Genomic DNA, 25,692 nt, shown 5'->3' with positions numbered 1-25,692 from the left:
CATCCTGATGTGCCTTTAGTGCATAGGCGTCCGCACAATTGTGTTCGCGATCAGAAACGGGGTCTCTCGTGTCTAAATCACTTGATAGCTTCAACTGTCGTTCCGTCCTTACCGTCGATGGTAAGGACTATGTCTATTTCAGCCTGCCGAAGGCCGAGGCAAATGGCCTGCCCGGCGTTTCCAAGCTTCCCTATTCGATGAAGGTTCTGCTTGAGAACCTGCTGCGCTTCGAGGACGGCCAGTCCGTGACCAAGGAGCACATCCTTGGCGTCGCCGAATGGCTTGATAACAAGGGCACGGTCGAAAACGAAATCGCCTATCGCCCGGCGCGCGTTCTGATGCAGGACTTCACCGGCGTTCCCGCCGTCGTCGATCTTGCCGCGATGCGCGACGCGATGGTGTCGCTCGGCGGCGATCCGGAGAAGATCAACCCGCTGGTGCCTGTCGATCTCGTCATCGACCACTCCGTCATCGTCGACGAATTCGGTACGCCGCAGGCATTCTCCAGGAACGTCGAGCTGGAATACCAGCGCAACGGCGAGCGTTATCGCTTCTTGAAGTGGGGCCAGCAGGCCTTCCAGAATTTCCGCGTCGTGCCGCCGGGCACCGGCATCTGTCACCAGGTCAATCTCGAATATCTCGGCCAGACCGTGTGGACGAAGGAAGAGGATGGCGAGACGATCGCTTATCCAGATACCTGCGTCGGCACGGACAGCCACACGACGATGATCAATGGTCTCGGCGTTCTCGGCTGGGGTGTCGGCGGTATCGAGGCGGAAGCGGCCATGCTTGGCCAGCCGGTGTCGATGCTTCTGCCTGAGGTCATCGGCTTCAAGCTGACGGGCAAGCTCAAGGAAGGCGTCACCGCGACCGACCTCGTGCTGATGGTCGTGCAGATGCTGCGCAAGAAGGGCGTGGTCTCGAAGTTCGTCGAATTCTTCGGCCCCGGCATGGACAACATGCCGCTCGCAGACCGCGCGACGATCGGCAATATGGGCCCGGAATACGGCGCCACCTGCGGCTTCTTCCCCGTCGATGGCGAAACCATCAACTACCTCACCATGTCCGGCCGGTCGCATGACCGCATCGCGCTGGTCGAGGCCTATTCGAAGGCGCAGGGCATGTGGCGCGATGGCGATGGCTCGGATCTCGTCTTCACCGATACGCTCGAGCTCGATCTCGGCGACGTCGTGCCCGCCATGGCCGGCCCGAAGCGCCCCGAGGGCCGCATCCCGCTGGAAAACATCGCGTCCGGTTTCGCCGGCTCGATGGACGCCGATTACAAGAAGCCCGGCCAGCTCGCTAACCGCTATGCGGTCGAAGGCACCGACTTCGATCTCGGCCATGGTGACGTGGCGATTGCCGCCATCACCTCCTGCACCAACACGTCCAACCCGTCGGTGCTGATCGCCGCCGGCCTTCTGGCCCGCAATGCCGTGGCGAAGGGTCTGAAGACCAAGCCGTGGGTGAAGACCTCTCTGGCGCCTGGGTCGCAGGTGGTCGCCGAATATCTGGCGAAATCCGGCCTGCAGGCGGATCTCGACACGCTCGGCTTCAACCTCGTCGGTTTCGGATGCACGACCTGCATCGGCAATTCGGGGCCGCTGCCGGCGCCGATCTCGAAAACGATCAACGACAAGGGGCTGATCGTTTCCGGCGTTCTGTCCGGTAACCGCAACTTCGAAGGCCGTATCTCGCCCGACGTGCAGGCGAACTATCTCGCCTCGCCGCCGCTCGTCGTTGCCTATGCGCTCGCCGGCACGGTGCAGAAGGACCTGACCAGCGAGCCGATCGGCGAGGACCGGGACGGCAATCCGGTTTTTCTCAAGGATATCTGGCCGACCTCGCACGAAGTGCAGTCCTTCATCCAGAAATACGTCACCCGCGAGCTCTACGAGACGAAGTATGCCGACGTCTTCAAGGGTGATGCCAACTGGCAGGCCGTGCAGGTTCCTCCGGGCCAGACTTATGCCTGGGACGACAACTCGACATATGTGCAGAACCCGCCCTACTTCGTCGGCATGGGCAAGACCGGCTCCGGCGTCTCCGACATCAAGGGCGCCCGCGTCCTCGGTCTCTTCGGCGACAAGATCACCACCGACCACATTTCTCCGGCCGGTTCGATCAAGGCGGCCTCGCCGGCCGGCGCTTACCTGCTGGAGCACAATGTCGGCGTCGCCGACTTCAACCAGTACGGCACGCGTCGCGGCAATCACGAGGTGATGATGCGCGGCACCTTCGCCAATATCCGCATCCGCAACCACATGCTCGGCCCGAACGGCAAGGAGGGTGGCTACACCATCCACTACCCGTCGAAGGAAGAGGAATCGATCTACGACGCGGCCATGCAGTACAAGGCCGAGGGCGTCCCGCTCGTCATCTTCGCCGGTGTCGAGTATGGCAACGGCTCGTCGCGCGACTGGGCGGCGAAGGGCACCAACCTCTTGGGCGTCAAGGCCGTGATCGCGCAGTCCTTCGAGCGCATCCACCGCTCGAACCTCGTCGGCATGGGGGTCATCCCCTTCGTCTTCGAGGAAGGCACGACCTGGGCAACGCTGGGGCTGAAGGGCGACGAGATCGTCACCATCGAGGGGCTCGAGAACATCAAGCCGCGCGAGAAAAAGATCGCCAGGATCACCTATGGCGACGGCACCGTGAAGGACGTTCCGCTGCTGTCGCGCGTCGATACGCTCGACGAGGTCATCTACCTCAACAATGGCGGTATCCTGCAGACGGTTCTCCGCGACCTCGCTGCCTGATTTTTAACGGACTTCCATGAGAATGACCGCCGGAAAGAGATTTCCGGCGGTTTTTTGTTTGTTCAAAGGGGCCTTTCGCGGCAGGTCACGACGATGTGTTTTGCTCGTCAGCCGAGAAGCCGCGTCTCACCCCTTCGTGACTTTCCGTTTCCGGCCGCAGCGACTATCTCTACGATCAATAGTCGGAGCCGACCTCGCGAGGCCGTCGGCGCTGAAGAAAAGGTAAAGTTGAATGCGCGCGCGGTTGATGATTTCGCTGGTTGCAGTGGTCGCTATGGCGAGCCCGCTTTTTGCGCAGGAAGCTCCCAAGGGCGTCGTCGAGCTTTTCACGTCCCAAGGCTGCGCTTCCTGTCCCCCCGCCGATGCCGCGTTTCGCAAGCTCGTTGAACGGGGCGATGTGATCGCTCTCGCATACCATGTCGACTACTGGAACTACCTTGGCTGGGCCGATACGCTGAGCTCCAAGGAGAACACCGAGCGTCAATATGGCTATGCGCGCAGCATGGGCCGCAGCAACGTCTACACGCCGCAGGTGATCGTCAACGGCCGGGACCATGTCGCCGGTGCCGATCTCAATGGCATTGCCGGCAAGATTGATTCGTATGCCAGCGATGGCAAAGGGCTCACGGTTCCGATCAAGGCGCGCGTCAACGGAGACGAGCTCGAGATCAAGATCGGCGGTGGTCCGGGCAAGGCTAATGTGGTGATGGTCTATTTCGATCACGAAAAGACGATCAATGTCGAGAAGGGCGAGAATGGCGGCCAACAGATCGCCTATCTCCGCAGCGTCTCCGATGTCGAAACGGTCGGCATGTGGGATGGCAAGGAAACGAGCTTGACGCTGCCTGCCAACGTCCTGCAGAAGCCCGATTTGGAGGGCTGTGCGATTCTGCTTCAGACATCGACGGCGGATGGGACGCCTTCAGCAATTCTGGGCGCAACCGTCATCATGGCGGGCAAGAACATCTGATAGTTTCATCTGCGTTGCAGATGGAAACCGGGGTGGCCCGGCTGATCGTATTCGGGGCTGGGGTTAAGGTCGATACGGTCAGCCGGGCCCTTTGGCGCGCTGGCGCCAAACTCGCGATTTGCTACCCAGTGGGGTGCGCAAATCTTCTTGCATCGGACTCAGACGAACCCGCAGCTCGATTGGGAGCGAATTTCTATTGCAAATGAGGCGCTGTTTTGACTGAATTGCGGCGCGGGGGAGATTGCACAGAGTATGCTTAATGTGCGCGAGCGCCCGCTTGCAATTTGTAAACGCTGAGGCAAACTGTCATTCACCTGTCACGAACAGAGGCCTTTGGAGACTGATGACAGATCAGCCGGATTTGCGGCCGGGGGAGATCCGAGCCGCCGACAACAGTTCGTCCAGCGTCGTGGATCTCAAGGACTACAGGCAGAGCCAGGATCCGCTTCCAGTCACGTTTCACCGCCGGGAACTCGATGCGATCTTGTGGATCTACGGGCGGATGGTCGGCGAGGGGGAATGGCGGGACTACGCCATCGACCATCTGAAGGACCGGGCTGTCTTTTCCGTTTTCAAACGCTCTGGCGAAATGCCCCTCTTCCGCATCGAGAAAAACCCGAAGCTCGCCGCTAAGCAGGGCGCGTTCTCGGTGATCAATACGAGCGGTGTCATCCTCAAGCGTGGACACGAACTGCAGCAGGTTCTCAAGGTCTTCAACAAGACGCTGAAACTTGTCGAGAAGTGACGCCGGTCAACTGTTGAAAAGCGTTCCGGGGTAGGTCGTCGGATCAGGGTCGGTCGAGTTTCCGTCGCCGAGCGCTCGCTGCATGATCATCGTATCCAGCCACTTGCCGTGCTTGTATCCGGTTCCCTTCAGGCGGCCTGTTTCTTCGAAGCCCGCGCTGCGATGTAGCGCGATGGACGCGGGGTGAGCGCCTCCGATGACAGCGGCCATCTGCCGGAAACCGAGCGCGATGCAGCGTTCGATCAACTCATGCAAGAGCAGCCTCCCTATGCCTTTTCCTCGGGCCTCAGGCCCCAGATAGATCGAGTCCTCCACCATCCACCGGTAGGCTGGTCTGGTGCGGAAGGCCGATGCATAGGCATAGCCCAGCAACCGATTCTCGTCGTCCACGGCTGCGATATACGGATAACCCTGGCCGGTGATGGCGGAGAAGCGTGCAGCCATGTCCGTCACTTCAGGCGGCGCGATCTCGTAGCTTGCGACGCCGTTCAAGACGGATTCCCGATAGATCGCGGTGATGGATTCTAGATCGGAGGGAGAGGCGTCGCGAAGGAGGATTGGCATTCGGTGGACCGGAGCTGAGAAGACGGAGCGTCCACAAAGCACTCTCGGGGTTGCCGTTCAAACAAAAAAGGCGGCCGAAGCCGCCTTTCCGTATTGGTGAGCCCGCGTTACTTGCGGTCGCCCATGAACTGCAGAAGGAACATGAACAGGTTGATGAAGTCGAGGTAGAGCGTCAGCGCGCCCATGATCGCCTTGCGGCCAGCGACGGTCGCGCTGTCGGCTTCGTAGTACATGTCCTTGATGCGCTGCGTGTCGTAGGCGGTCAGACCCGAGAAAATCAGGACGCCGATGACCGAGATCGCAAACTGCACGGCCGACGAGGCCAGGAAGATGTTGACGACCGACGCGATGATCAGGCCGAAAAGACCCATCATCAGGAACGAGCCCATCGCCGACAGATCACGCTTGGTGGTGTAGCCGTAGAGCGACAGGGCACCGAACGAGGCCGCTGTCACGAAGAACGTCTGTACAACGCTCTGGCCCGTGTAGATCATGAACACCGAGGAGAGCGACAATCCGACAAGTGCGGCATAGACCCAGAAGGTCGTCTGCGCAGCGGATACGCTCATGCTATTGATCCTGAAGCTCAGGAAGAAGACCATCGCCAGCGGTGCGAAAATAACGACCCACTTCAGCGGGCTCGTGTAGAGCGCTGCGCCAAACGCGGTCAGCTGTCCGTCGGAGACGGCGAATGTAAAGGCGAAGTAGGCGGCCAAACCGGTGATCGCCAAACCGAGCGCCATCAGGTTGTAAACCTTGATCATGTAGGCGCGCAGGCCCTGGTCGATCATCTCGCCGGTTTGTGCGCGGCTTTGGTAGTTACGTAGGTCAGCCATAGTTTCCTCTTGACAGCTCCGATTGGAAAACGGTGTCGGGTTCTCGACCCGGGCGCCGCTGCGGAGCTCCAGCATGCCTACTGAGCAATATGAGGCTTTCGCCTGCAGCAAACAAGAGCCTTACAACCGCCGATCAGGTTAAATCGCAGTAAGGTGAAGCGAAATCCGGCTGCGAACCATCGTCAAAGTTCACGCAAAACGGGTGCGGCTTTCTGCCCGAGAATTCGCCACGTTCCGATCAGGCCGATGCCAACCGTCAGCACCAGAGCCACGACAAGCGTGCTGCCGGCGACGGCGGGGAGGAAGTGTGACGGTATCCGCATGATGCGGGCGACGATGAACCAGGCCGCGATGCCACCTGCGAACAGGGCGAAGATGGCGGTTGCTGCACCGAGGATCAGATATTCGTAGCAGAATGCGCGGATAAGCATTTTTCTTGTTGCGCCCAATGTCTTCAGCACCACGGCGTCATGGGTTCGCGCCCGGTTTCCGGCGGCCAGCGCACCGGCCAGCACGAGAACGGACGCGATCAGGGCCACCGAGGCGGCGGCACGGATAGCGGTCGCCAGCTGCGCAACCAGCGTATTGACGATATCGATCGCGTCCTTGACGCGGACGCTGGTAATCGTTGGGTAGGTGTTGGTCACCGACTTGAGGATCGCAGCCTCCTCGGACGCAGTCGCGGTCGGGTCGGTCAGGGTTGCAAGCCAGGCATGCGGTGCGCCCCGGAAGGTGTTCGGCGAGAACACCATGACGAAATTGATCGAGAGCGATTCCCATTCGACCTTGCGCAGGTTGGCGATCTTGGCCGAGATGTTGCGGCCGAGGACATTGACGGTGACACTGTCGCCGATCTTCACCCCGAGTTCCTTGGCCTCTTCCGCCGAGAAGGATACGAGCGGTTCGCCGCTGTAGTCCTTCGGCCACCACGTTCCATCGGTCAGCGATGCGTTTTCCGGGAGGGTCTCCGAGTAGGTAATGCCGCGATCACCGCGAAGAACCCATTGTCCGGCCGGTGGGACTTTCATTTTTGCCACGTCCTGCCCGTTGAAGGCAAGGATGCGGCCGCGCAGCATCGGCACCTCGACAAGCTTGCCCTCCGGCGCCTGTTTCGCGACCAGTTCACGGAACTGCTTTACTTCCGCGCCCTGGATGTCGACGAAGAAGAAATTCGGGGCTCCCGCGGCCATGCGGCCTGTCAGCTGCTGACGCATGTTGCCGTCGATCAGCGTCAGGGTCACGAGCAGTGCCAAGCCTAGGCCAAGCGACAGCACGACGGCTGGCGTCAGGGCGCCGGGCCGATGAATATTGCCGATCGCTAGCCGCAGCGCCGGCGAATTGACCCGCGGACTGCGTTTTGCCAGCCATGCGATGCCGGCTGCGACCGCTCGCAGCACCACGAAAGCGAAGGCAATGGCGCCGATGAAGACGAGAGCGATCAAGCGGTCGTGGGCCGTCGCGATTGCCAGGCCGGCCAAGGCGGCAAGGAAGGCTGCCGCCAGGACCACATACGGCCACGAGGGAAGCCCCTTCGCCTCGAAACCCTGCTCGCGGAAGAGTGCGGTTGCTGGAATTTCGCGGGAATGGCCTAGCGGCATGATGGCGAATGCGAGTGTGGTCAGGACGCCGAAGAGAACCGATACCGCCAGCGCAACCGGATAGAGGGTCGGCGCGGTCGAGACGGGCAGGAACTGCGCCAGGAACTGTGAGGCGATGATGGGCGCCAACGCGCCGATCACCAGGCCGATCGCAATGCCGCCAAGCGCGATGATGCCGATCTGGAAGAGATAGATCAGGACGATCGTGGCAGCAGGCGCGCCTAGGCATTTGAAGGTCGCGATGGTCGTTCGCTTCGCGTCAAGAAATGCGCGGACTGCGTTCGCCACGCCGACACCGCCGACGATCAGCGCCGTCAGCCCGACGAGGGTGAGAAACTGGGAGAAACGCTCGATGTTTTCCGTCAGCGACGGTGCGGCGCGATCGCTGGTGCGGATCGACCAGCCGGCGGAGGGAAACTCCTTGGCTGCCCGGTCGCGGATACCGGCCACATCGCCCCGGTTCTCGAGCCGGATCTTGTAGGCATGCTCGACAAGGCTTCCCGTCTGGATGAGACCGGACGCCTGCAGCGCCTTGCGGCTGACAATGAGGCGTGGTGCGAAGCCAAAACCTTCCGAAACCGCGTCCGGCTCCGTCTTCACGGTGCCCGTGATGTTCAGGATCACGTTGCCGAGAAGAATTTCGTCTCCAAGCCGGAGACCGAGACGGTCAAGCAGCAAGGGGGCCGCAACCGCGCCATAGGTTCCGTTTTGGTCGGCCAGGAGGGTATGCAGGGGATAGTTCGGTTCTGCTTCGAATTTCCCGTAGAGCGGATAGGTGCCGTCAACGGCCTTTACCTCGACCAGCGCCTGGTCCGATCCGTCCGGCTTGCGGGCCATCGAACGCAGACCGGTGGAGACCGATACCTTGCCCAGTCCCTGCAGGAAGCCAAGTTCCGGTTCGGTTGCCTCGCGATTGTTGAGCTCGAAGCGAACGTCTCCAGCCAGAATTTCCTGGCCGCGCGTCTCGATCGTATCGGTGATCGATTGGGACACCGAGTTGACCGCCGCAATCGCGCCCGTGCCGAGTGCGATGCAGGCCAGGAAAATGTAGAAGCCCCTCAGGCCTCCTCTCAGCTCACGCAGAGCCAGACGAAAAGCGAGCGAAATTCGCGGGGTAACCAGCGTCATGCGATGGCCGCTTCGGATGATACGGCAGCGCTGTCACCCTCGATCTGGCCGGACCGAACGCGAATTTGTCGAGAGCATCGCTTTGCAAGCGCCTGATCGTGGGTCACGAGAAGCAGGGTCATCCCCCGCTCCGCCTGCTTGGCGAAAAGAAGGTCAGCGATCTGGCGGCCGGTATCGGCGTCGAGATTTCCGGTTGGCTCGTCCGCAATCAGCAAGGCGGGCGAAGGGGCGAGCGCGCGGGCGATCGCCACGCGTTGTTGTTCGCCGCCGGAAAGCTGACCGGGGTAGTGGTTCAGACGATCACCGAGGCCAACGGATTTCAGTTCGCGCCGCGCGATCTCGAAGGGGTTGGCGACATTGGCGAGCTCGAGCGGGACGGCCACATTTTCGAGCGCGGTCATGTTGGCGATCAGATGAAACGACTGGAACACGATGCCGATATTGCGTCCTCGGAAGTCTGCGACCTGATCTTCTGTAAGCGTGTGAAGGGGCGTATCGCTGATGTTGATTTCGCCGCTGTCCAGTTTTTCCAGGCCCGCCAGCACCATCAGCAAGGTCGACTTCCCGGAGCCGGACGGACCAACGATGCCGACGGATTCGCCAGCTGATATCGTAAGATCTATGCCCTTGAGAACGTGGACCGAGGCTGCCGCATTGCCGAGCGTCAGATCCGCTTCCTTCAATTCGATGATGGTTTTTGCCAACAGTCTTCGCCCTATATAGATGCGGATAGCACGCCAGTCTTCGGCCCAATCTAGGGAAAGCGGAATGAGTTTTAAAGTTGCCGGCCTTCACATCGCTGTCATTGCAGCCGCCCTGCTGTTCTCGACAGTCGTTAATGCACGAACCATAGCCCTGGTCGGTTTCGGGGACAGCCTGATGGCAGGGTATCAACTGCCGCCGGGCGATGGCTTTCCGGAGAAAATGCAGGCGGCGTTGAAAGCGAAGGGCGTGGACGTGACGATTGCCAACGCAGGCGTCTCCGGCGACACCACGAGCGGCGGGCTTGCGCGAATCGATTGGTCGGTTCCTGACGGTACCGATGGGGTGATTCTCGAGCTTGGCGCCAACGATGCCCTGCGCGGGATCGCTCCGGAACAGAGCGAAAAGAATCTGGATGAAATGCTTGCCCGGCTAAAGGAACGCGGAATTGCCGTCTTGCTCGTCGGCATGATGGCGCCGCCGAACATGGGCGGCGACTATGCTGCCCGGTTTAATCCAATTTATGAAAAACTCGCCAGAAAACATGGTGTTGCGCTCTATCCGTTTTTCCTCGACGGGGTTGTTCTTGATGCCGGCCTCAAGCTTGAGGATGGTATGCACCCGAACAGCAAGGGCGTCGATGTGATGGTTCAGAAGATGGAGCCGGCTATCACGCAATTCATTGGAACGATTTCTACTGTGAAGAATTAGGGACTTGCGCGGGTGGGCAATGCGTGATTCCGTGTGAGCATCTGCAAAAGATTCGGGGAGTGCTCGTTATGCCGAGACTGTTTACCGCCCTCGAAATTCCGCGTAATGCGGCGATGAGCCTCTCTTTGTTGCGCGGTGGTCTCCCTGGTGCTCGCTGGATCGACGTCGAGAACTATCACATCACGTTACGCTTCATCGGCGATGTCGATGGCCGGACCGCAGATGAGGTTGTCGACCGTCTCGATCGCATCGATCGCCCCGAATTTCAAATTCGGCTGGATGGGATCGGATCATTCGGTTCCAAGAAGCCGCATTCGGTGTGGGCAGGGGTTTCTCCTTCCCCGGAAATGAACGCTTTGCAGGCCGAAATCGAACGCATTTGCCAGCGGATCGGGCTTCCCCCGGATCCACGCAAGTTCATGCCGCACGTCACATTGGCGCGAATGAAGTCGGCGCGTGTCGATGATGTCGTCCACTATCTCGCGGGTCGCGGGAATTTCCAGACGACGCAGTTTACCGTGCCGCGTTTCGTGCTTCTCTCCTCGCGGGATTCCGTCGGAGGCGGGCCGTATCTGACGGAAGAGATCTTTCCTCTTCACGAGCCCCTGTCGGCGCCGAGCGCTGCCAGCAGCTTCCTGCAACCGGTCAAGAGCCTGGCATAGACCTGCTCGAAATCACGCTCCGAGCCATAATAGGGATCGGCGATATCCTCGCCGGTTCCGAGAGCGTGATCGCCGAACAGGAAGACGTTGCGGGCGTCGGGCGCTAGTCGCCGCAAGCCTGCGACATGCGTCCGGTCCATGCCGAGAATGATATCGAAACTGTCGATGTCATGTGGCGTCACGCGCCTGGCGCGCTGGTTCGACAGATCAACGCCATGTCGCCTTGCCACAACGATCGATCTGCGATCGGGTGGGTCGCCGACATGCCACCCGTCCGTGCCGACCGAGTCGACAACGACGTCGTGACCGATGCCGGCTCCTGCCGCGAGATGTGACATGATGCCTTCGGCAAGCGGCGACCGGCATATATTTCCGGTACAAACAAAGAGGATGCTGACGCGTTTCATAGAGAACCGTTATCTGGAAACGAGGAGGACAATCGCATGAAACGAGAAAAACTGGAACGGACGGCAATTCAGCAGGAACTCGCCAAGCTCGATGGTTGGTCTGTGGATGGGGAAGCAGCCTCGATCTCCAAGAGCTTCAAGTTCGGCAGCTTTGTCCAGGCGTTCGGCTTCATGACCGAAGCGGCCCTGACCGCCGAGAAGCTCAACCATCATCCCGAATGGTTCAACGTCTATTCGCGGGTCGACGTGAAGCTCAACACGCACGACGCAGGCGGCCTGACCGAGCTCGACTTCAAGCTGGCGGCCGCTATGGAAAAGGCAGCTGCAGGGCGAGTTGATTGAATGGCCCGCATCAATCACCATATCTGCGCATGGACCAAGAGGACTGATCGGAATGGACGACGTCAAATACGGTGAGATTTTGCTGCCAGGCGACGAGGATACGCAGGCTCGCCGGGAGAAGACAGTGCGCAAGAAATTCTGGCCGACCTTCCGGAAAGCGGTTCGACAGATTCCGTTTTCCCGGGATGTCGTCGCCGCGTTTTATTGCGCGCTCGATCCGCAGACGCCGCTGAAGGTCCGCGGCACTCTGCTAGCGGCGCTTGCCTATTTCGTCCTGCCCCTCGACGTGATTCCCGACGTGTTCGTCGGGATCGGCTTTTCGGACGACATCGCGGTCCTGTCGGCGGCCTTTGCCATGGTCAGCCGCCACATGAAGCCGGACCACTATTCGGCCGCGGACAGCGCGCTTGCCGACGAACCTCAGGGCATGAAGACTGTCTGATTAAACGCCTTCGACTTCGAGCAGCTTCTTCAGCTTGCCGAACGCGAGCCGTATGCGCGATTTGACCGTGCCGAGCGGGAGCCCGGTCGCCTCCGCGATCTGGGAATGGGATTGCCCCAGAAAGAAGGCAGCCTTCAGCATCTCACGCTGTTCTTCAGGCAGCCGGCCGACCGCGGCACGGACAAGCGCATCGCGATCGTCATTGGCCACCAGTTCATCCGCCCCGATATCAGCCACCGGCTGCAGCGTCGGGTCGGACTGGTCGAGATTGCGGGCTCGGCTTCGTCTCAAAAGATCGATGCGGCGATTGCGGGCAATGCGGAAGAGCCAGGTCGACAGTGACGAGCGGGCAGAGTCGTAAAGGCCTGCCTTGTGCCAAAGCACCGTCATCACGTCCTGGACGAGTTCCTCGGCTTCGTCGTTAGGCATTTTCTGGCGCAGTAACCAAGATTTGAGGCGCGGCGCGAAATAGTCAAAAAGGACAGCGAACGCTTGCTGGTCACGGCGTTCCGCGACCGCCCTGGCAAGGGCAGCGAAGCGCTGTTTTTCCTCCGCATCCATATTCCGTCAAAAGCCCCCTGGCTCGGCGAATTCCTTACCGGATTTCCAATACCTTAATGACCTACAACGGATTTGGGAAAGGTCAAACTCTTGCCTGAATCTTTATGTCTTAAATTTCCTCAGGGCGCCTATTTGGCACCTCTGTCTGATCGCACATCTCGAGCGAGGTTCCAGCGCTCAACATTGACACTCGGGCGGAAATGACACAGGCAGGCACTTCTTGCGGTCTGTGTTGACGCTTTGGTAACCTGAATTAAGTCAAAATAAAGCAGATCGTGACTACGCGCCGCCCGCTTGTTTCGGGCTCGAATCGCAAGAACCGGCAGGATATCCATGTTTGTAAGAAGTACCGCAATCGCCCTTTCCCTCGTTCTGGCCGGCGCCGGCGTTGCATCCGCTCAGTCCAAGAAGCCCGCTGCCCAGGCAGCGCAGCAACCGGCTGCCGCCGCTTCTTCCGCGCCGACCCGCATCCAGCAGTTCCAGGCCTGGGGCGCCTATTCCTACAAGTCCGGCGCGAGCACTGTCTGCTACGTGCTGTCCGTCCCGACCGAAAAGAAGCCGGCCAACATCGATCACGGCGAGAACTTCTTCATCGTGTCGCAGCGTCCCGGCCAGAACATCTCGTACGAGCCGCAGGCGATGATGGGCTATACGGTCAAGGAAAGCTCCAAGATCGACGTCGTCATCGACAACAAGACCTTCGTGATGTTCACCAAGGACAAGGCCGGCTGGGTCGAGAACGCAGCGCAGGAGCCGGCGCTCGTCGCCGCCATGAAGGGCGGCCACTCGATGACCGTCAACGCCACCTCGCGCAAGGGCACCCAGACCTCCTACAGCTATTCGCTGGCCGGTATTTCGGCCTCGCTGAAGCAGATCGAAAGCTGCAAGTAAGCGTTCCGCGAGAGCGATGAAATTTCAGAAGGCCGGCCTTGTGCCGGCCTTCGTCGTTTTCATCTATAGTGACGCGCGGCAAAAATGATGCTAAAGGCCCGCGCAACAGCGGATAGATCGCGGTTCTTGCCGTATGCTCCGCATTCAATTTCTGCCACCATGCCCTTCCTACCCGCAAGTCATCCGGCTTTCCGGGGCGGTCGCATGTTGAATTCGGGATTAGAGACTATGTCCGTCATGGATGCGATGACTGTTACCAAGCCTTTGGGCGCAGCGACCGGCGGTGCCGACGCTGGGCTGAAGCCCTCGCTGATCGGCCTCAGCCGTGAAGAGATGGGCGCCGCGCTGCGCGAAAGGGGCGTGCCCGAGAAGCAGATCAAGATGCGCGTCGCGCAGCTTTGGAACTGGATCTATGTGCGCGGGGTCTCCGACTTCGACCACATGGCCAATATCTCCAAGGACATGCGCGAGACGCTGAAGACGCATTTCACCATCGCACGCCCCGAGATCGTCGAGGAGCAGGTCTCCAACGACGGCACCCGCAAGTGGCTGCTGCGTTTTCCGCCGCGCGGTGCAGGGCGTCCGGTCGAGATCGAGGCTGTCTATATTCCTGAAGAAGGCCGCGGCACGCTCTGCATCTCCAGCCAGGTCGGCTGCACGCTTACCTGTTCTTTCTGTCACACCGGCACGCAGCGCCTGGTGCGCAACCTGACGGCGGAAGAAATCCTGTCGCAGCTGCTGCTGGCTCGCGATCGGCTGGGCGATTTCCCCGATCGCGAAGCGCCGCAGGGCACGATCATGCCGGCAGAGGGCCGCAAGGTCAGCAATATCGTGATGATGGGCATGGGCGAGCCGCTCTACAATTTCGATGCCGTCAAGCAGGCATTGTTGATCGCGACCGATGGCGACGGGCTGTCGCTCTCCAAGCGTCGCGTGACGCTCTCGACCTCGGGCGTCGTGCCTGAAATCTTCCGCACCGGCGATGAGATCGGCGTGATGCTGGCGATCTCGCTGCATGCCGTGCGTGACGATCTGCGCGACATCCTCGTGCCGATCAACAAGAAGTATCCGCTGAAGGAACTGATCGATGCCTGCCGGACGTATCCCGGCCTGTCGAACGCCCGGCGCATCACCTTCGAATATGTGATGCTGAAGGACGTCAACGACAGCCTCGAGGACGCCAAGGGACTGATCCAGCTGCTCAAGGGCGTGCCGGCGAAGATCAACCTCATTCCGTTCAACCCGTGGCCGGGCACCAACTACCAGTGTTCCGACTGGGCGCAGATCGAGAAATTCGCCGATTTCATCAACTCGGCCGGCTATGCCTCGCCGATCCGCACGCCGCGCGGCCGCGACATTCTCGCAGCCTGCGGCCAGCTGAAGTCGGAATCGGAGCGCATGCGCAAGACCGAGCGTCTGGCATTCGAGGCGATGATGATCGCCAACCACGGCGCGGATGATTGATCAGCAAGTTTGATCCGTTCAGTGTTTTCTAATGATTGATTTCATGGCCTGCTTTTTCTAGAAGCAGGCCAAAATCATACTTGGAGGATACCCAATGCGTTCAATTCTGCTTGCTGTCGCGGCCACGCTGGCCCTGACCCTGCCTGCCAAGGCCGAAGACGTGACCGTCGCTGTCACGGCGATCGTCGAGCATCCGGCTCTCGATGCGGCACGCAAGGGTGTCCTCGATGTACTGACGGCTGCCGGCTACAAGGAAGGCGAGAACCTGAAGTTCATGTTCGAGTCGGCCCAGGGCAACCCGGCAACGGCTGCGCAGATTGCGCGCCAGTTCGCAGGCGAGGGCCCGAACGTTATCGTGCCGATTTCCACGCCATCGGCTCAGGCCGTCGTTTCCTCGACGCGCGATATCCCGGTTGTCTTTACCGCCGTGTCCGATCCCCTCGGCGCGCAGCTGGTCAAGAACATGGACAAGCCCGGCGGCAACGTCACCGGCCTGTCCGACATGTCGCCGGTCGCCGAGCATGTCGCGCTGATCAAGGAAATCCTGCCGAACGCCAAGACGATCGGATACCTCTACAACTCGGGTGAAGCCAACTCGGTATCGCTGCTCGCCGTCCTGAAGGTGGAAGCCGAGAAGGCTGGCCTCAAGGTCGTCGAGTCCGCCGCGACCAAGTCCGCCGAAGTGCAGGGCGCTGCCCGCGCGCTCGTCGGGCGTGCCGATGCGATTTACGTTCCGACCGACAACACCATTATCTCCGCACTGGAAGGCGCCGTTGCCGTTGCCGAGGAAGCAAAGCTGCCGCTCTTCACGGCCGACACGGATTCCGTCTCGCGTGGTTCGATCGCGGCGCTCGGCTTCAACTATTACGATGTCGGCAAGCAGACCGGCGAGATCGTCGTTCGCATCCTCAAGGGTGAAAACCCGGGCGACATTCCGGTCAAGGTTGCTGCTGGTAGCGATCTCGTCATCAACAAGGGCGCCGCCGCCAAGATGGGCGTGACGCTGCCGGAAAGCGTGCTGAAGCGCGCGACGAAGACGATCGACTAAGCCAGTCGCCATAGAGACCTGAATGATCAGCCGCTCCCGTTTGCACGGGGGCGGCTGATCGCATAGAGATGAAGACCCCTCCCAACCCTCCCTACAAGGGGGATGGCTTAACCTAGCTGCACCGCCGAGCTCCAATCGAGGCAGCCGGGCGCCACGGGTCTTCTCCCCCTTGTGGGGGAGATGGCCGGCAGGCCAGAGGGGGTCTGCGTGTCTCCTACGTTCAAGAGCACGCACCAATAGGAAGAAAGGGCAAGAGCCTTGAGTCAGATCGCATTCTGGGGAGCCGTGGAGCTGGGGCTGGTCTATGCCTTTGTCGCGCTCGGCGTTTACCTTGCATTCCGTGTGCTGGATTTTCCGGATTTGACGGTTGACGGTTCTTTCCCGCTGGGTGCCGCGGTAACGGCGGTTCTGATCATCGCGGGCGTCAATGCCTGGTTGGCGGCGCTGGTCGCCATGATCGCGGGCGCTGCCGCCGGCATGGTGACCGCGATGCTCAATGTGCGGTTCAAGATCCTCAACCTGCTGGCATCGATCCTGACGATGATCGCGCTGTTCTCGGTCAATCTTCGCGTCATGGGCAAGCCGAACGTCGCGCTGATCAATGCCGACACGATGATCAGCCCGTTCTTCGGCCATGGTCTGCGAGACTTTTACGTTCGTCCGCTCTTCGTCGGTGTCCTCGTCATTGTCGCCGTCATCGTCGTCTGGCGTTACCTCGAAAGCGATTCCGGTCTGGCGATGCGCGCGACCGGCGCGAATGCCCGCATGGCCCGCGCGCAGGGCGTCGATACCAGCCGGCAGATCTATCTCGGCATGGCGCTCTCCAACGCCCTTGTTGCGTTGGGCGGCGCGTTGTTTGCGCAGACAAACGGCTTTGCGGATGTCACCTCCGGCGTTGGTACGATCGTTGTCGGCCTCGCGGCTGTCATCATCGGCGAAACGCTGCTCGGCCGGCGCGGACTGCTGATCGCGTTGATCGGCTGCGTGCTCGGTTCGATCCTCTATCGTATCGCTATCCAGCTTGCGCTGTCGACTGATGTCATCGGCTTGCAGGCGTCCGACCTCAATTTCGTAACGGCCGTGCTGGTCACGATCGCGCTCATTCTTCCCCGTCTCCGTCGCGGAGGTGCTGCATCGTGATTACGCTCAAGGATATCAAGGTCGTGTTCGGCAAGGGCACGCCGCTGCAGAAGCAGGCATTGAACGGCGTCAGCCTGACGATCGAGGAAGGCTCGTTCGTCACGGTCATCGGCTCGAACGGAGCGGGCAAATCGACGCTGCTCGGCGTGCTCGCCGGCGATGTGCTTGCCAGCGAAGGCCAGGTCCTGATCGGCCACGCCGATGTCACGCGAAAGTCGACGGCTGCTCGCGCCGGCCTCGTCGCGCGCGTTTTCCAGGATCCGTTGACGGGAAGCTGCGGCGCGTTGTCGATCGAGGAGAACCTTGCGCTTGCGGCGCGTCGCGGTGAAACTCGCGGGCTTACATCCGCGCTCGGCCCGAAGCGGCGCGAGCATTTCCGCGAGCGGATTGCCGAACTCAATCTCGGCCTCGAGAACCGGATGCGGGATCGGATGGACTTGCTTTCAGGCGGTCAGAGGCAGGCGGTGTCGCTTGTCATGGCGACGCTTGCCGGCTCCGAAGTGCTGCTGCTCGACGAGCATACCGCGGCGCTCGATCCCGGCATGGCTGAATTCGTCATGGGACTTACGCAGAAGATCGTCTCGGAGCGCAAGCTGACGACGCTGATGGTCACGCACTCCATGCGTCAGGCGTTGGACTATGGCCACCGCACGATTATGCTGCATGGCGGCGAGATCGTGCTCGACGTCAGCGGAGACAACCGCAAGGACCTGCAGGTCGAGGACCTGATCGACATGTTCCGCAAGATGCGCGGCCAGACGCTCGACGACGACGCGCTGCTGATCGGCTAAAGGTAGATAATGTTCCGGGAGGCCAGCGCTTCCCGGCTTTGCTTACTCTAGCGCGCCTGTGTCAGCAGGATTTTTGCCGCGAAGACGGAGAAGACGCCGGCGAAGGTGAAGTCCATGCCGCGCAAGATCCTCTTGTTGGTCTGTAGCCAGCTCGACAGTCCGTCGGCCGCAAAGACGACGGCCGCGTTGACGGGAATTCCGATCACGATGAAGCAGAAGCCGAGGAAAAGCAGCTTCTGCGTCACGGCGGGATCGCCGGCGCTGACGAACTGCGGCAGGAAGGTCATGAAGAAGATGATGACCTTCGGGTTCAGGAGGTTGACCCAGAAGCCCGAGGAGATATTGGCAAGCGGCGTGCCCTTCGAGGCTTCCACCTTGTTGACCGAAAACTTTGAGCCGTAGCGAACCGCCTGGACGGCAAGCCACAGCAGATAGGCCGCGCCGCCGGTCTTCAGGATCAGGAATGCTGTCGGGGATGCGGTGATCAGTGCCGAAACGCCGAAGGCAACCAGCATGGTATGAACGACGATGCCGAGGCTCGTGCCGAGAACCACAAACAACGCCGCCTTCTTGCCCTGCGCCAGTGCGCGGCTGATGGAAAGCGTCATGTCTGGACCGGGTGTCGCTGCAAGCAGAAGGGTCGCGGCAGCGAAGGCGAGAAGCGTGGTGAAGTCGGGCAGGAAATCCATGGTCTACTCTGAAAGCCGGAAACGTGGTTGCTTTTATCCGGCTTCCAGAGAATGTCTAATCAAACCTTCTAATAGAACCTATTCCTTCTGTTCGAGATAGGTTTTGAACTTGTCGGAATAGTCCTTGTGCCAACGCGACAACGGCGGGCGGTTTTCGATGATGTCGCCCATTGCCCAGGCCATGCGGCGTTCGTCCAGGTCGCGAGCGACGTCGTTATCGGGGCAAAGGATGTAGAAATCGCCGCGCTCCAGGCTTTCGATCATGAAATCGACGGTCTGTTCCGACGTCCATGCGGCCGCCGGCTTTTCGGCGCGATCGCCCTTGGTGAGGCCGGTGAAGACGAAGCCAGGGATCAGCAGGTGGGCGGAGATCTTCGAGCCCTCGGTGTTGCGCAACTCGTGCTCGAGCGCTTCGGTGAACACCTTCACGCCGGCTTTCGAGACGTTGTAGGCCGGATTGCCGGGCGGCGTGGTGATGCCCTGCTTGGACCCTGTGTTGATGATCAGACCCGGTTCGCCGTGCGACAGCATATGCTGGCCGAAGGTCCTGACGCCGTTGATGACGCCGAGCAGGTTGACGCCGAGGAGGCTGTCCCAGTTGGCTTGCGCGCTGAAGATCGAGGTCTCGGGGCCGATGCCGGCATTGTTCATCAGAACATGTACGCGGCCCAAGCGCTGGATCACGGTCCGTTCAAGCGCTTCCAGCGAATCCTTTTGCGCGACGTCGGTTTCGACGGCGAGCACATGTTCCTCTCCCGAGATCGCCTTCAGTTCGTCCGCCGCAGCTGCCAGCCGGTCGCCGCCGAGATCGGCGATAGCGACGCTCATGCCGGCGCGCGCGAAATGTTTTGCCGCCGCAAGCCCGATGCCGGAAGCGCCGCCGGTGATGACGGCGACATTGGATTTCTTGATGATGTCTTGGATTCTTGTCATGGCCGGCATCTCCTCAGCATTGTCAGGACGCTGGCAGATATGGGTTGCGCTTTCGCCCTGTCAAATACTATCCGAGCCGCCGATGGCAGCCCTTGCCCTTGCGTCCTGCGCCGATCTCGCTAAAAGTGCCCGCCAGACCGGGCTCGGCGGGTTTACCGCTGCCCCTTTGCAACGGACCTCATCATCATGGCATCGCACAAAGACGTAAAGAAAGTCGTCCTCGCCTATTCCGGCGGTCTCGACACCTCGATCATCCTGAAGTGGCTGCAGACCGAACTCGGCGCCGAAGTCGTGACCTTCACGGCCGACCTCGGGCAGGGCGAAGAGCTCGAGCCGGCGCGCAAGAAGGCCGAGATGCTCGGCATCAAGGAGATCTACGTCGAGGATGTGCGCGAAGAATTCGTGCGCGATTTCGTCTTCCCGATGTTCCGCGCCAATGCCGTCTATGAAGGCGTCTACCTGCTCGGCACCTCGATCGCCCGTCCGCTGATCTCCAAGCACCTGATCGACATCGCCAAGAAGACCGGCGCCGACGCCATTGCTCACGGCGCCACCGGCAAGGGCAACGACCAGGTCCGCTTCGAGCTCTCGGCCTATGCGCTGAACCCCGACATCAAGATCATCGCGCCCTGGCGCGACTGGTCGTTCAAGTCGCGTACCGACCTGCTCGCCTTTGCCGAAGCCCACCAGATCCCGGTTGCCAAGGACAAGAAGGGCGAAGCGCCGTTCTCGGTCGACGCCAACCTGCTGCACTCCTCTTCCGAGGGCAAGGTTCTGGAAGATCCGGCTGTCGAGGCTCCCGAATACGTGCACATGCGCACGATCTCGCCGGAAGCCGCACCCGACAAGGCCACTGTTATCAAGGTCGGCTTCGAGAAGGGTGATGCCGTCTCGATCAACGGCGTGCGCATGAGCCCGGCGACGCTGCTGGCTGCGCTCAACAATTACGGCCGCGACAACGGTATCGGCCGCCTCGACCTCGTCGAGAACCGCTATGTCGGCATGAAGTCGCGCGGCGTCTACGAGACCCCCGGCGGCACGATCCTGCTTGCCGCGCACCGCGCCATCGAATCCATCACGCTCGACCGGGGTGCAGCCCACCTCAAGGACGAGATCATGCCGCGCTACGCTGAGCTGATCTATTACGGCTTCTGGTTCTCGCCGGAGCGCGAAATGCTGCAGGCGCTGATCGACAAGAGCCAGGAGCATGTCGAAGGCGAAGTCACGCTCAAGCTCTACAAGGGCAACGTCATGGTCACCGGCCGCGAGAGCGACAAGTCGCTCTATTCCGACAAGCTGGTTACCTTCGAAGACGACCAGGGCGCCTACGACCAGAAGGACGCCGCCGGCTTCATCAAGCTCAACGCGCTGCGTCTGCGCACGCTCGCCAAGCGCAACCTCTCGAAGTAATCGAGAGCAGTCTGCTGGATATCGAAGGCCCGCCTCGTGCGGGCCTTTTCATTTATCCGTCGTGGCGTGAGGGAGCTTTGCTGCGCGTTGCGAGGCACGCACGAACCAGACGTAGCTCATGATCGAAATCAGCGCCATGATCGGGACCACGGTTCCGAAGGCGAGCAGCGGCGTACCGATGAGCGAACCCGCGACGCCGCCTGCAAAGCCGCCACCCATCTGAATAAAGCCCATCATCGCGGATGCCGAGCCGGCGATATGCGGGAAGGGGTAGAGGCCCGATGTCGTCACATGCGGCGTCAGGAACGCCAATCCGAAGGCCAGGAATGCGATCGGCCCCATGATCGAGAGATAGGACGGCGTGACGAAGTGGACTGACAGCGCGATCATGATGCCGGCGAGCCCAAGCAGGCCAAGCCCGACGCGCACGGAACCGTCGTCACCCAAGCGGGGTGCCGCGTAGCGAAGGCAGACGGAGCCCAGGAAATAGGACCCCGACTGCATCAGCATGCCCAGGCCGAAGGCGGTCGGTGACAGGCCGACGACCTTGATGAGAATGAAGGGTAGCAGCGTCGCCTGCGCGTAAAGCGCGCCGATCGAGCCGCCGAGGACAAGCGAGGCGGAGACGAAGCGGCTTTCGCGGGCAAGCTCCAGATAGGCGCGAAACAGCGGAACCGGAAGTGCGCGTCGCGGATCCGGCGTGCTTGTTTCGCGCATGAAGACGATCACCCCGAAACAGATCAGCAGTCCGAAGCCGATCAGCAGGAAGAAGACCGACTGCCAGCCAAAGGCCGCCAGCGCCAGCCCGCCGATCGTCGGCGCTACGGCCGGCCCGATAGCGATCATGATGCCGATCAAGTTCATGATGCGTGAGGCTTCCGTCCCGGTGAACTGGTCGCGGACGATGGCGCGCGCCACCGTTATCCCGACAGAGGCGCCGACGCCCTGGATCAGGCGACCGGCAAGCAGCCACTCGATGCCGGGCGCAAAGGCGGCAAGCAGGCTGCCGATCACATAGATGCCGATGAACAGCAGCGTCGCCGCGCGACGGCCGAAGGCATCCGAGAGCGGGCCGGCAAGCAGTTGTGCCACCGAGAAGCCGGCGAAATAGACTGACAGCGTCATCTTGATCGCAGAGTCGGACGTCTGGAACGCATGGACGAGTTCCGGCATTGCTGGCGTGTAGATCGACATCGAGATCGGGCCGATGGTTGCGAGGAGCGCGCCGAGCATGCTCGTTCGCCGCTCGCTCATCCGGAATGGGGGCATAGGGATACTCGGTTCTGGTGGCGTGCGCGTTCAGCACGATGGCTGCGGCTTTCCTTCTGTCGGAAGCCGCGTGATCCGGCAATTCAAAAATCTGATGGATCGTCATGACAGCTTGACGCCTTTCGATTGGCGCATAAGCTGCGGCTGACCTTTCCGGAGTTTCTCGATGACCCAATCCTTGCTCGCGGGCGCCTTTCTGGCAGCCCTTCTCTATGTGCTCATTCCCGGGCCTGCCTTCCTTGCTTTGCTCGGCATCGGCGCCGGGCAGGGCCGCCGTGCCGGGGCAATGTTCGTCAGCGGCCATCTGGTCGGCGATCTGCTGTGGGCATCGCTGGCGCTGATCGCGATCATTGGGGCAAAGACGATCGGGACCTTCGTATTCGACGCGCTTGGTCTGCTCTGTGGTTTTTATCTTGCCTGGATCGGCTGGAATGCGGTGCGGGCAAAGCCGAAGGGCGAGGGACAGGCGTTGATGGTGGTGGAGCGACCGTTCCGTCGCGGCCTGATCTTCGGCGTCACCAATCCCAAGGGATACCCGGTGGCCCTGGCGACGTTTACCGCCCTCGTCGCGGGCTCGGCGAGCGCGCTGCAGTTTCATACACTGCCCATCCTGCTGGCGGTTTCGTTCCTTGGCTTCATCGTCGCCGACATGATCCTGATCACCATCATCGGCGCGGGAACGGTACGGCGGTTCTACCGTGCGCACGAACGGCTGATCGTGCGCTGCTCCGGCGTGCTCTTCATGGGCTTTGCCGCGCAGGCGCTCTGGCATGCGACGCCCGGCCTGCTTGGATGGCGTAAGGCCTGAGATCAGACGTCGAGAAAGCTGACGACCGAATTGAGCCGCGCGACCGTTTCGGGGTCGCCGATCGAGTTCGCGATCTGCAGCTGATCCTTGTAATAGTCCCGGAAATTGAAGGTCGTTGCGTCGGTCACGTCCGACAGGTCGAGGATGTTGCCTGACGGGTCGATGGTTCGCATCGGCAGCGGTTCGGAGATCGCTGCAAACGTATCCTGATCAATTGTGCCGGCATCGAAGCTCTGCCTCGCATACTGGCGCAGTTCGCTGGCGCTGATCGCGGAAAAATCGGGTGTTTCCGCGTTGGTATCATCGATCTGGAAGGATGATGAAGCCTTTATCTTGGTGCCGAGCTGTTCTTCTAATTCGTTGTAATAACTGGAATTGTCTTGGTTTCTCTTGAAAAGAAAATACGGCGAAGACCGCACAGAAAGGATTTCCATGGCGTGTATCCACTTGCAATAAGATGATGCCTGAAATTACCGCGCGTGGCGGACGTACGTCAATCGTTAACGATTAGTTAATTCTTATGCATCATTTCTTGCCGTGAACTTTTGGTAGTCCGGCCAGAAGATGTGCATCTGATCGGCAATACCAATTGCGGATGTGCGTCCCTATATTGCCTGTTCCGCTGCCTGCCACAAAGGATTTCCGAATGCCTTCCACACCAGAATTCAACCCGGCACTCGTCGAATGGAACGGTCTCCACGGCTTGCCGCGTTTCGATGCTCTCCATGATGGCGACTTTGCTCCTGCCTTTGATGCAGCACTCGCCGCGCACGACAAAGAGATCGACACGATCGCCGGCAATCCCGAGGCCTCGACATTCGAGAACACGGTCGTTGCTCTCGAGATCGCGGGTGATGAACTGTCTCGCGTTTCGGCGCTGTTCTGGAACCGGGCGGGCGCGCATACCAACGATACGATCCAGGCGCTGGAGCGGGATATCTCGCCGAAGATGTCGCGCCACTATTCCAAGATCGGCATGAATGCGGCGCTGTTTGCTCGCATCGATGCCTTGTGGGAAGCGCGCGAAAGCCTTGGCTTGACGCTGGAGCAGACGCGGGTTCTGGAGCGGCACTGGAAGGGCTTCGTCAAATCGGGCGCGAAGCTGCCGAAGGTTGAGCAGGAGAAGCTTGCTGGGATCAACGAGAAGCTTGCCGGCCTCGGTACCCAGTTCGGTCAGAACGTGCTTGCCGACGAGAAGAGCTGGGCGCTGATCCTTTCCGACGGCCCGGATCTCGCCGGTATTCCCGAGTTTCTGAAGGATGCGATGGCGGCGGCTGCGCGCGAGCGTGGCGAAGAGGGCAAGTTTGCCGTGACGCTGTCGCGCTCGATCATCGAACCGTTCCTGACCTTCTCGGAGCGGCGGGAGCTGCGGGAACAGGCCTTCAAGGCCTGGGTCGCACGCGGCGCGAACGATGGTGCCACCGACAATCGCGGCATTATCAGGGATACGCTCGCGCTCCGCGACGAGGTGGCAAAGCTCCTCGGCTACGGCAACTTCGCCGAACTGAAGCTCGACAACACGATGGCGAAGACGCCTGACGCCGTGAACCACCTGCTCAAGGAAGTCTGGGCAAAGGCGGTCACGCGCGCCGGTGAGGAAGAGGCTGACATCGCCAAACTGATCACCGACGAAGGCAAGAACCACGACGTCATGCCCTGGGACTGGCGGCATTATGCCGAGAAGATCCGGGCGCAGCGGTTCAATTTCTCCGAGGCTGAGCTGAAGCCTTATCTGCAGCTAGAGAAAATCATCGACGCCTGCTTCGATGTTGCCGGCCGGTTGTTCGGCATTCGCGCCGTCGAGAAGAAGGGTGTTCCGGCCTATCATCCCGATGCGCGCGTGTTCGAGATCCGCGATCGGGAAGACAAGCTGGTGGCGCTCTTCCTCGGCGACTATTTCGCCCGCAGCTCGAAGCGCTCCGGCGCCTGGATGAGCTCGTTCCAGTCGCAGCACAAGCTGCCGCTGAAGAACGGCCGGAGCGGCGAGTTGCCGATCATCTACAATGTCTGCAATTTCGCCAAACCCGCCGAGGGCAAACCGGCGCTGCTGTCGCTCGACGACGCGCGCACGCTGTTCCACGAGTTCGGCCACGCGCTGCACGGGATGCTGTCGAACGTCACCTACCCCTCGGTTTCGGGCACGGGCGTTTCGCGCGACTTCGTTGAGCTGCCGTCGCAGCTTTACGAGCATTGGCTGACGGTGCCCGCGATCCTCAAGCAATATGCCGTGCACTTCGAAACCGGCGAGCCGATGCCGCAGGCCCTGCTCGACAAGGTTCTGGCAGCACGGACGTTCAACTCCGGCTTCAATACGGTCGAGTTCACCTCGTCCGCGCTCGTCGACATGGCGTTTCATACCCGCGACAAGGTCGAGGATCCGATGGCGGTGCAGACCGAGGTGTTGTCGGCGCTCGGCATGCCGAAGTCGATCGTCATGCGGCATGCCTCGCCACACTTCCAGCACATCTTCTCGGGTGGTTATTCAGCCGGCTACTATTCCTACATGTGGTCCGAGGTTCTCGATGCGGACGCCTTTGCCGCATTCGAGGAAACCGGCGATGCCTTCAATCGCGAGATGGCGGCCAAGCTCAAGGACAACATCTATTCCGTCGGTGGCGCCATCGACCCCGAAGATGCCTACAAGGCTTTCCGCGGCAAGTTGCCGAGCCCGGATGCCATGCTGGTGAAGAAGGGCCTGGCGACGTTTGAAGAACTGTCGGGTAGCGACGCTTGAGACGGCACGTGTTGCGCGTCATCGATGCGCGACGGCTAAAGTATTGATTGAAGACGGCTTCTTGTCGTCTTCGTCACATGACTGTCAC

25 protein-coding genes are annotated in these 25,692 nt (G+C 60.8%); 15 read left to right on the top strand and 10 right to left on the bottom strand.

Translation table 11 applies throughout. The annotated features are described in order from the left end of the window. The first annotated feature begins 68 nt into the window (after positions 1–68). The 3 genes from acnA (at position 69) to ASE04_RS00990 (ending at position 4,474) form a co-directional block, all read left to right on the top strand. Positions 69–2,759, top strand: a complete 2,691-nt coding sequence (gene acnA, locus ASE04_RS01000) for an aconitate hydratase AcnA (protein WP_056810540.1) — start codon at positions 69–71, stop codon at positions 2,757–2,759. A 232-nt stretch (positions 2,760–2,991) separates the two neighbouring features. Beyond that, on the top strand, positions 2,992–3,729 hold the full coding sequence (locus tag ASE04_RS00995; RefSeq protein ID WP_056810537.1) for a DUF1223 domain-containing protein: 738 nt from the start codon (positions 2,992–2,994) through the stop codon (positions 3,727–3,729). A gap of 343 nt (positions 3,730–4,072) precedes the next feature. Then, positions 4,073–4,474 carry a DUF2794 domain-containing protein gene (locus ASE04_RS00990; RefSeq protein ID WP_056810535.1) on the top strand — a complete coding sequence of 134 codons (402 nt, stop codon included), beginning with the start codon at positions 4,073–4,075 and terminating at the stop codon, positions 4,472–4,474. Between the two features lie 6 nt (positions 4,475–4,480). On the opposite strand, the gene ASE04_RS00985 is transcribed toward ASE04_RS00990, so the two are convergent. The 4 genes from ASE04_RS00985 to ASE04_RS00970 all read right to left on the bottom strand — a co-directional run bounded on the left by ASE04_RS00985 (position 4,481) and on the right by ASE04_RS00970 (position 9,304). Beyond that, positions 4,481–5,038: a GNAT family N-acetyltransferase gene (locus ASE04_RS00985; RefSeq protein WP_056810532.1), complete on the bottom strand. Its 558-nt coding sequence runs from the start codon at positions 5,036–5,038 to the stop codon at positions 4,481–4,483. Positions 5,039–5,145: 107 nt separating this feature from the next. Then, positions 5,146–5,874, bottom strand: coding sequence for a Bax inhibitor-1/YccA family protein (locus ASE04_RS00980; protein WP_056810529.1), 729 nt, complete (start codon positions 5,872–5,874; stop codon positions 5,146–5,148). Positions 5,875–6,056: 182 nt separating this feature from the next. After that, positions 6,057–8,600: an ABC transporter permease gene (locus ASE04_RS00975; protein ID WP_056810524.1), complete on the bottom strand. Its 2,544-nt coding sequence runs from the start codon at positions 8,598–8,600 to the stop codon at positions 6,057–6,059. Beyond that, a complete protein-coding gene (locus ASE04_RS00970; protein WP_056810521.1) occupies positions 8,597–9,304 on the bottom strand; it encodes an ABC transporter ATP-binding protein in 708 nt (235 codons plus the stop codon). The genes ASE04_RS00975 and ASE04_RS00970 overlap by 4 nt, the downstream gene beginning before the upstream one ends. Positions 9,305–9,368: 64 nt before the next feature. Here ASE04_RS00970 and ASE04_RS00965 point away from each other — a divergent pair, with 64 nt between their 5' ends. Together ASE04_RS00965 and thpR are read left to right on the top strand one after the other, a co-directional pair. After that, positions 9,369–10,013 (top strand): arylesterase, encoded by a 645-nt coding sequence (locus tag ASE04_RS00965; protein ID WP_056810518.1) that lies wholly within the window; start codon positions 9,369–9,371, stop codon positions 10,011–10,013. 68 nt (positions 10,014–10,081) lie between these two features. Beyond that, entirely contained in the window at positions 10,082–10,675 is a 594-nt protein-coding gene (gene thpR, locus ASE04_RS00960) for an RNA 2',3'-cyclic phosphodiesterase (RefSeq protein WP_056810515.1), read from the top strand. Here thpR and ASE04_RS00955 read toward each other — a convergent pair. Beyond that, on the bottom strand, positions 10,609–11,082 hold the full coding sequence (locus ASE04_RS00955) for a low molecular weight protein-tyrosine-phosphatase (protein ID WP_056810512.1): 474 nt from the start codon (positions 11,080–11,082) through the stop codon (positions 10,609–10,611). The genes thpR and ASE04_RS00955 overlap by 67 nt on opposite strands. Positions 11,083–11,118: 36 nt before the next feature. On the opposite strand from ASE04_RS00955, the gene ASE04_RS00950 reads away from it, so the two are divergent. Continuing rightward, complete coding sequence (locus tag ASE04_RS00950; RefSeq protein ID WP_056810510.1) at positions 11,119–11,424, top strand: 4a-hydroxytetrahydrobiopterin dehydratase; 306 nt, start codon at positions 11,119–11,121, stop codon at positions 11,422–11,424. 52 nt (positions 11,425–11,476) lie between these two features. Then, the gene (locus ASE04_RS00945; protein ID WP_056810507.1) at positions 11,477–11,866 is read left to right on the top strand and encodes a YkvA family protein; all 390 of its coding nucleotides are present in this window, start codon (positions 11,477–11,479) and stop codon (positions 11,864–11,866) included. Here ASE04_RS00945 and ASE04_RS00940 read toward each other — a convergent pair whose 3' ends face one another. Beyond that, positions 11,867–12,427, bottom strand: coding sequence for a sigma-70 family RNA polymerase sigma factor (locus ASE04_RS00940; protein ID WP_056810503.1), 561 nt, complete (start codon positions 12,425–12,427; stop codon positions 11,867–11,869). A gap of 333 nt (positions 12,428–12,760) precedes the next feature. On the opposite strand from ASE04_RS00940, the gene ASE04_RS00935 reads away from it, so the two are divergent. The 5 genes from ASE04_RS00935 to ASE04_RS00915 all read left to right on the top strand — a co-directional run bounded on the left by ASE04_RS00935 (position 12,761) and on the right by ASE04_RS00915 (position 17,761). After that, positions 12,761–13,318: an invasion associated locus B family protein gene (locus ASE04_RS00935; RefSeq protein ID WP_056810499.1), complete on the top strand. Its 558-nt coding sequence runs from the start codon at positions 12,761–12,763 to the stop codon at positions 13,316–13,318. 228 nt (positions 13,319–13,546) lie between these two features. Then, the gene (gene rlmN, locus ASE04_RS00930; protein ID WP_056810496.1) at positions 13,547–14,782 is read left to right on the top strand and encodes a 23S rRNA (adenine(2503)-C(2))-methyltransferase RlmN; all 1,236 of its coding nucleotides are present in this window, start codon (positions 13,547–13,549) and stop codon (positions 14,780–14,782) included. 94 nt (positions 14,783–14,876) lie between these two features. Next, positions 14,877–15,830, top strand: a complete 954-nt coding sequence (locus tag ASE04_RS00925) for an ABC transporter substrate-binding protein (RefSeq protein WP_056810493.1) — start codon at positions 14,877–14,879, stop codon at positions 15,828–15,830. 258 nt (positions 15,831–16,088) lie between these two features. Then, positions 16,089–16,970, top strand: coding sequence for an ABC transporter permease (locus ASE04_RS00920; RefSeq protein WP_056810490.1), 882 nt, complete (start codon positions 16,089–16,091; stop codon positions 16,968–16,970). Beyond that, entirely contained in the window at positions 16,967–17,761 is a 795-nt protein-coding gene (locus tag ASE04_RS00915; protein ID WP_056810487.1) for an ABC transporter ATP-binding protein, read from the top strand. The genes ASE04_RS00920 and ASE04_RS00915 overlap by 4 nt, the downstream gene beginning before the upstream one ends. A gap of 47 nt (positions 17,762–17,808) precedes the next feature. Here the strand turns inward: ASE04_RS00915 and ASE04_RS00910 are convergent, their stop codons facing one another. Continuing rightward, positions 17,809–18,450 carry a LysE family translocator gene (locus tag ASE04_RS00910; protein WP_056810484.1) on the bottom strand — a complete coding sequence of 214 codons (642 nt, stop codon included), beginning with the start codon at positions 18,448–18,450 and terminating at the stop codon, positions 17,809–17,811. A 78-nt stretch (positions 18,451–18,528) separates the two neighbouring features. Continuing rightward, a complete protein-coding gene (locus ASE04_RS00905; protein ID WP_056810481.1) occupies positions 18,529–19,383 on the bottom strand; it encodes an SDR family NAD(P)-dependent oxidoreductase in 855 nt (284 codons plus the stop codon). Positions 19,384–19,569: 186 nt separating this feature from the next. Here ASE04_RS00905 and ASE04_RS00900 point away from each other — a divergent pair, with 186 nt between their 5' ends. After that, complete coding sequence (locus tag ASE04_RS00900) at positions 19,570–20,793, top strand: argininosuccinate synthase (RefSeq protein WP_056810478.1); 1,224 nt, start codon at positions 19,570–19,572, stop codon at positions 20,791–20,793. 48 nt (positions 20,794–20,841) lie between these two features. On the opposite strand, the gene ASE04_RS00895 is transcribed toward ASE04_RS00900, so the two are convergent. Further along, complete coding sequence (locus tag ASE04_RS00895; RefSeq protein WP_156408672.1) at positions 20,842–22,026, bottom strand: multidrug effflux MFS transporter; 1,185 nt, start codon at positions 22,024–22,026, stop codon at positions 20,842–20,844. 202 nt (positions 22,027–22,228) lie between these two features. Between ASE04_RS00895 and ASE04_RS00890 the strand changes: the two genes are divergently transcribed. After that, the gene (locus tag ASE04_RS00890) at positions 22,229–22,870 is read left to right on the top strand and encodes a LysE family translocator (RefSeq protein ID WP_056810471.1); all 642 of its coding nucleotides are present in this window, start codon (positions 22,229–22,231) and stop codon (positions 22,868–22,870) included. 2 nt (positions 22,871–22,872) lie between these two features. On the opposite strand, the gene ASE04_RS00885 is transcribed toward ASE04_RS00890, so the two are convergent. Continuing rightward, positions 22,873–23,304 (bottom strand): hypothetical protein, encoded by a 432-nt coding sequence (locus ASE04_RS00885; RefSeq protein ID WP_056810468.1) that lies wholly within the window; start codon positions 23,302–23,304, stop codon positions 22,873–22,875. Positions 23,305–23,516: 212 nt separating this feature from the next. Here ASE04_RS00885 and ASE04_RS00880 point away from each other — a divergent pair, with 212 nt between their 5' ends. Continuing rightward, entirely contained in the window at positions 23,517–25,604 is a 2,088-nt protein-coding gene (locus ASE04_RS00880) for a M3 family metallopeptidase (RefSeq protein WP_056810465.1), read from the top strand. Positions 25,605–25,692: the final 88 nt, after the last annotated feature.

It is taken from the genome of Rhizobium sp. Root708 (assembly GCF_001429725.1).
In the GTDB taxonomy this organism is placed as follows: domain Bacteria; phylum Pseudomonadota; class Alphaproteobacteria; order Rhizobiales; family Rhizobiaceae; genus Rhizobium.
Note: the sequence above shows the minus strand (reverse complement) of the source record. Positions and strands in the feature narration are given on the sequence as shown.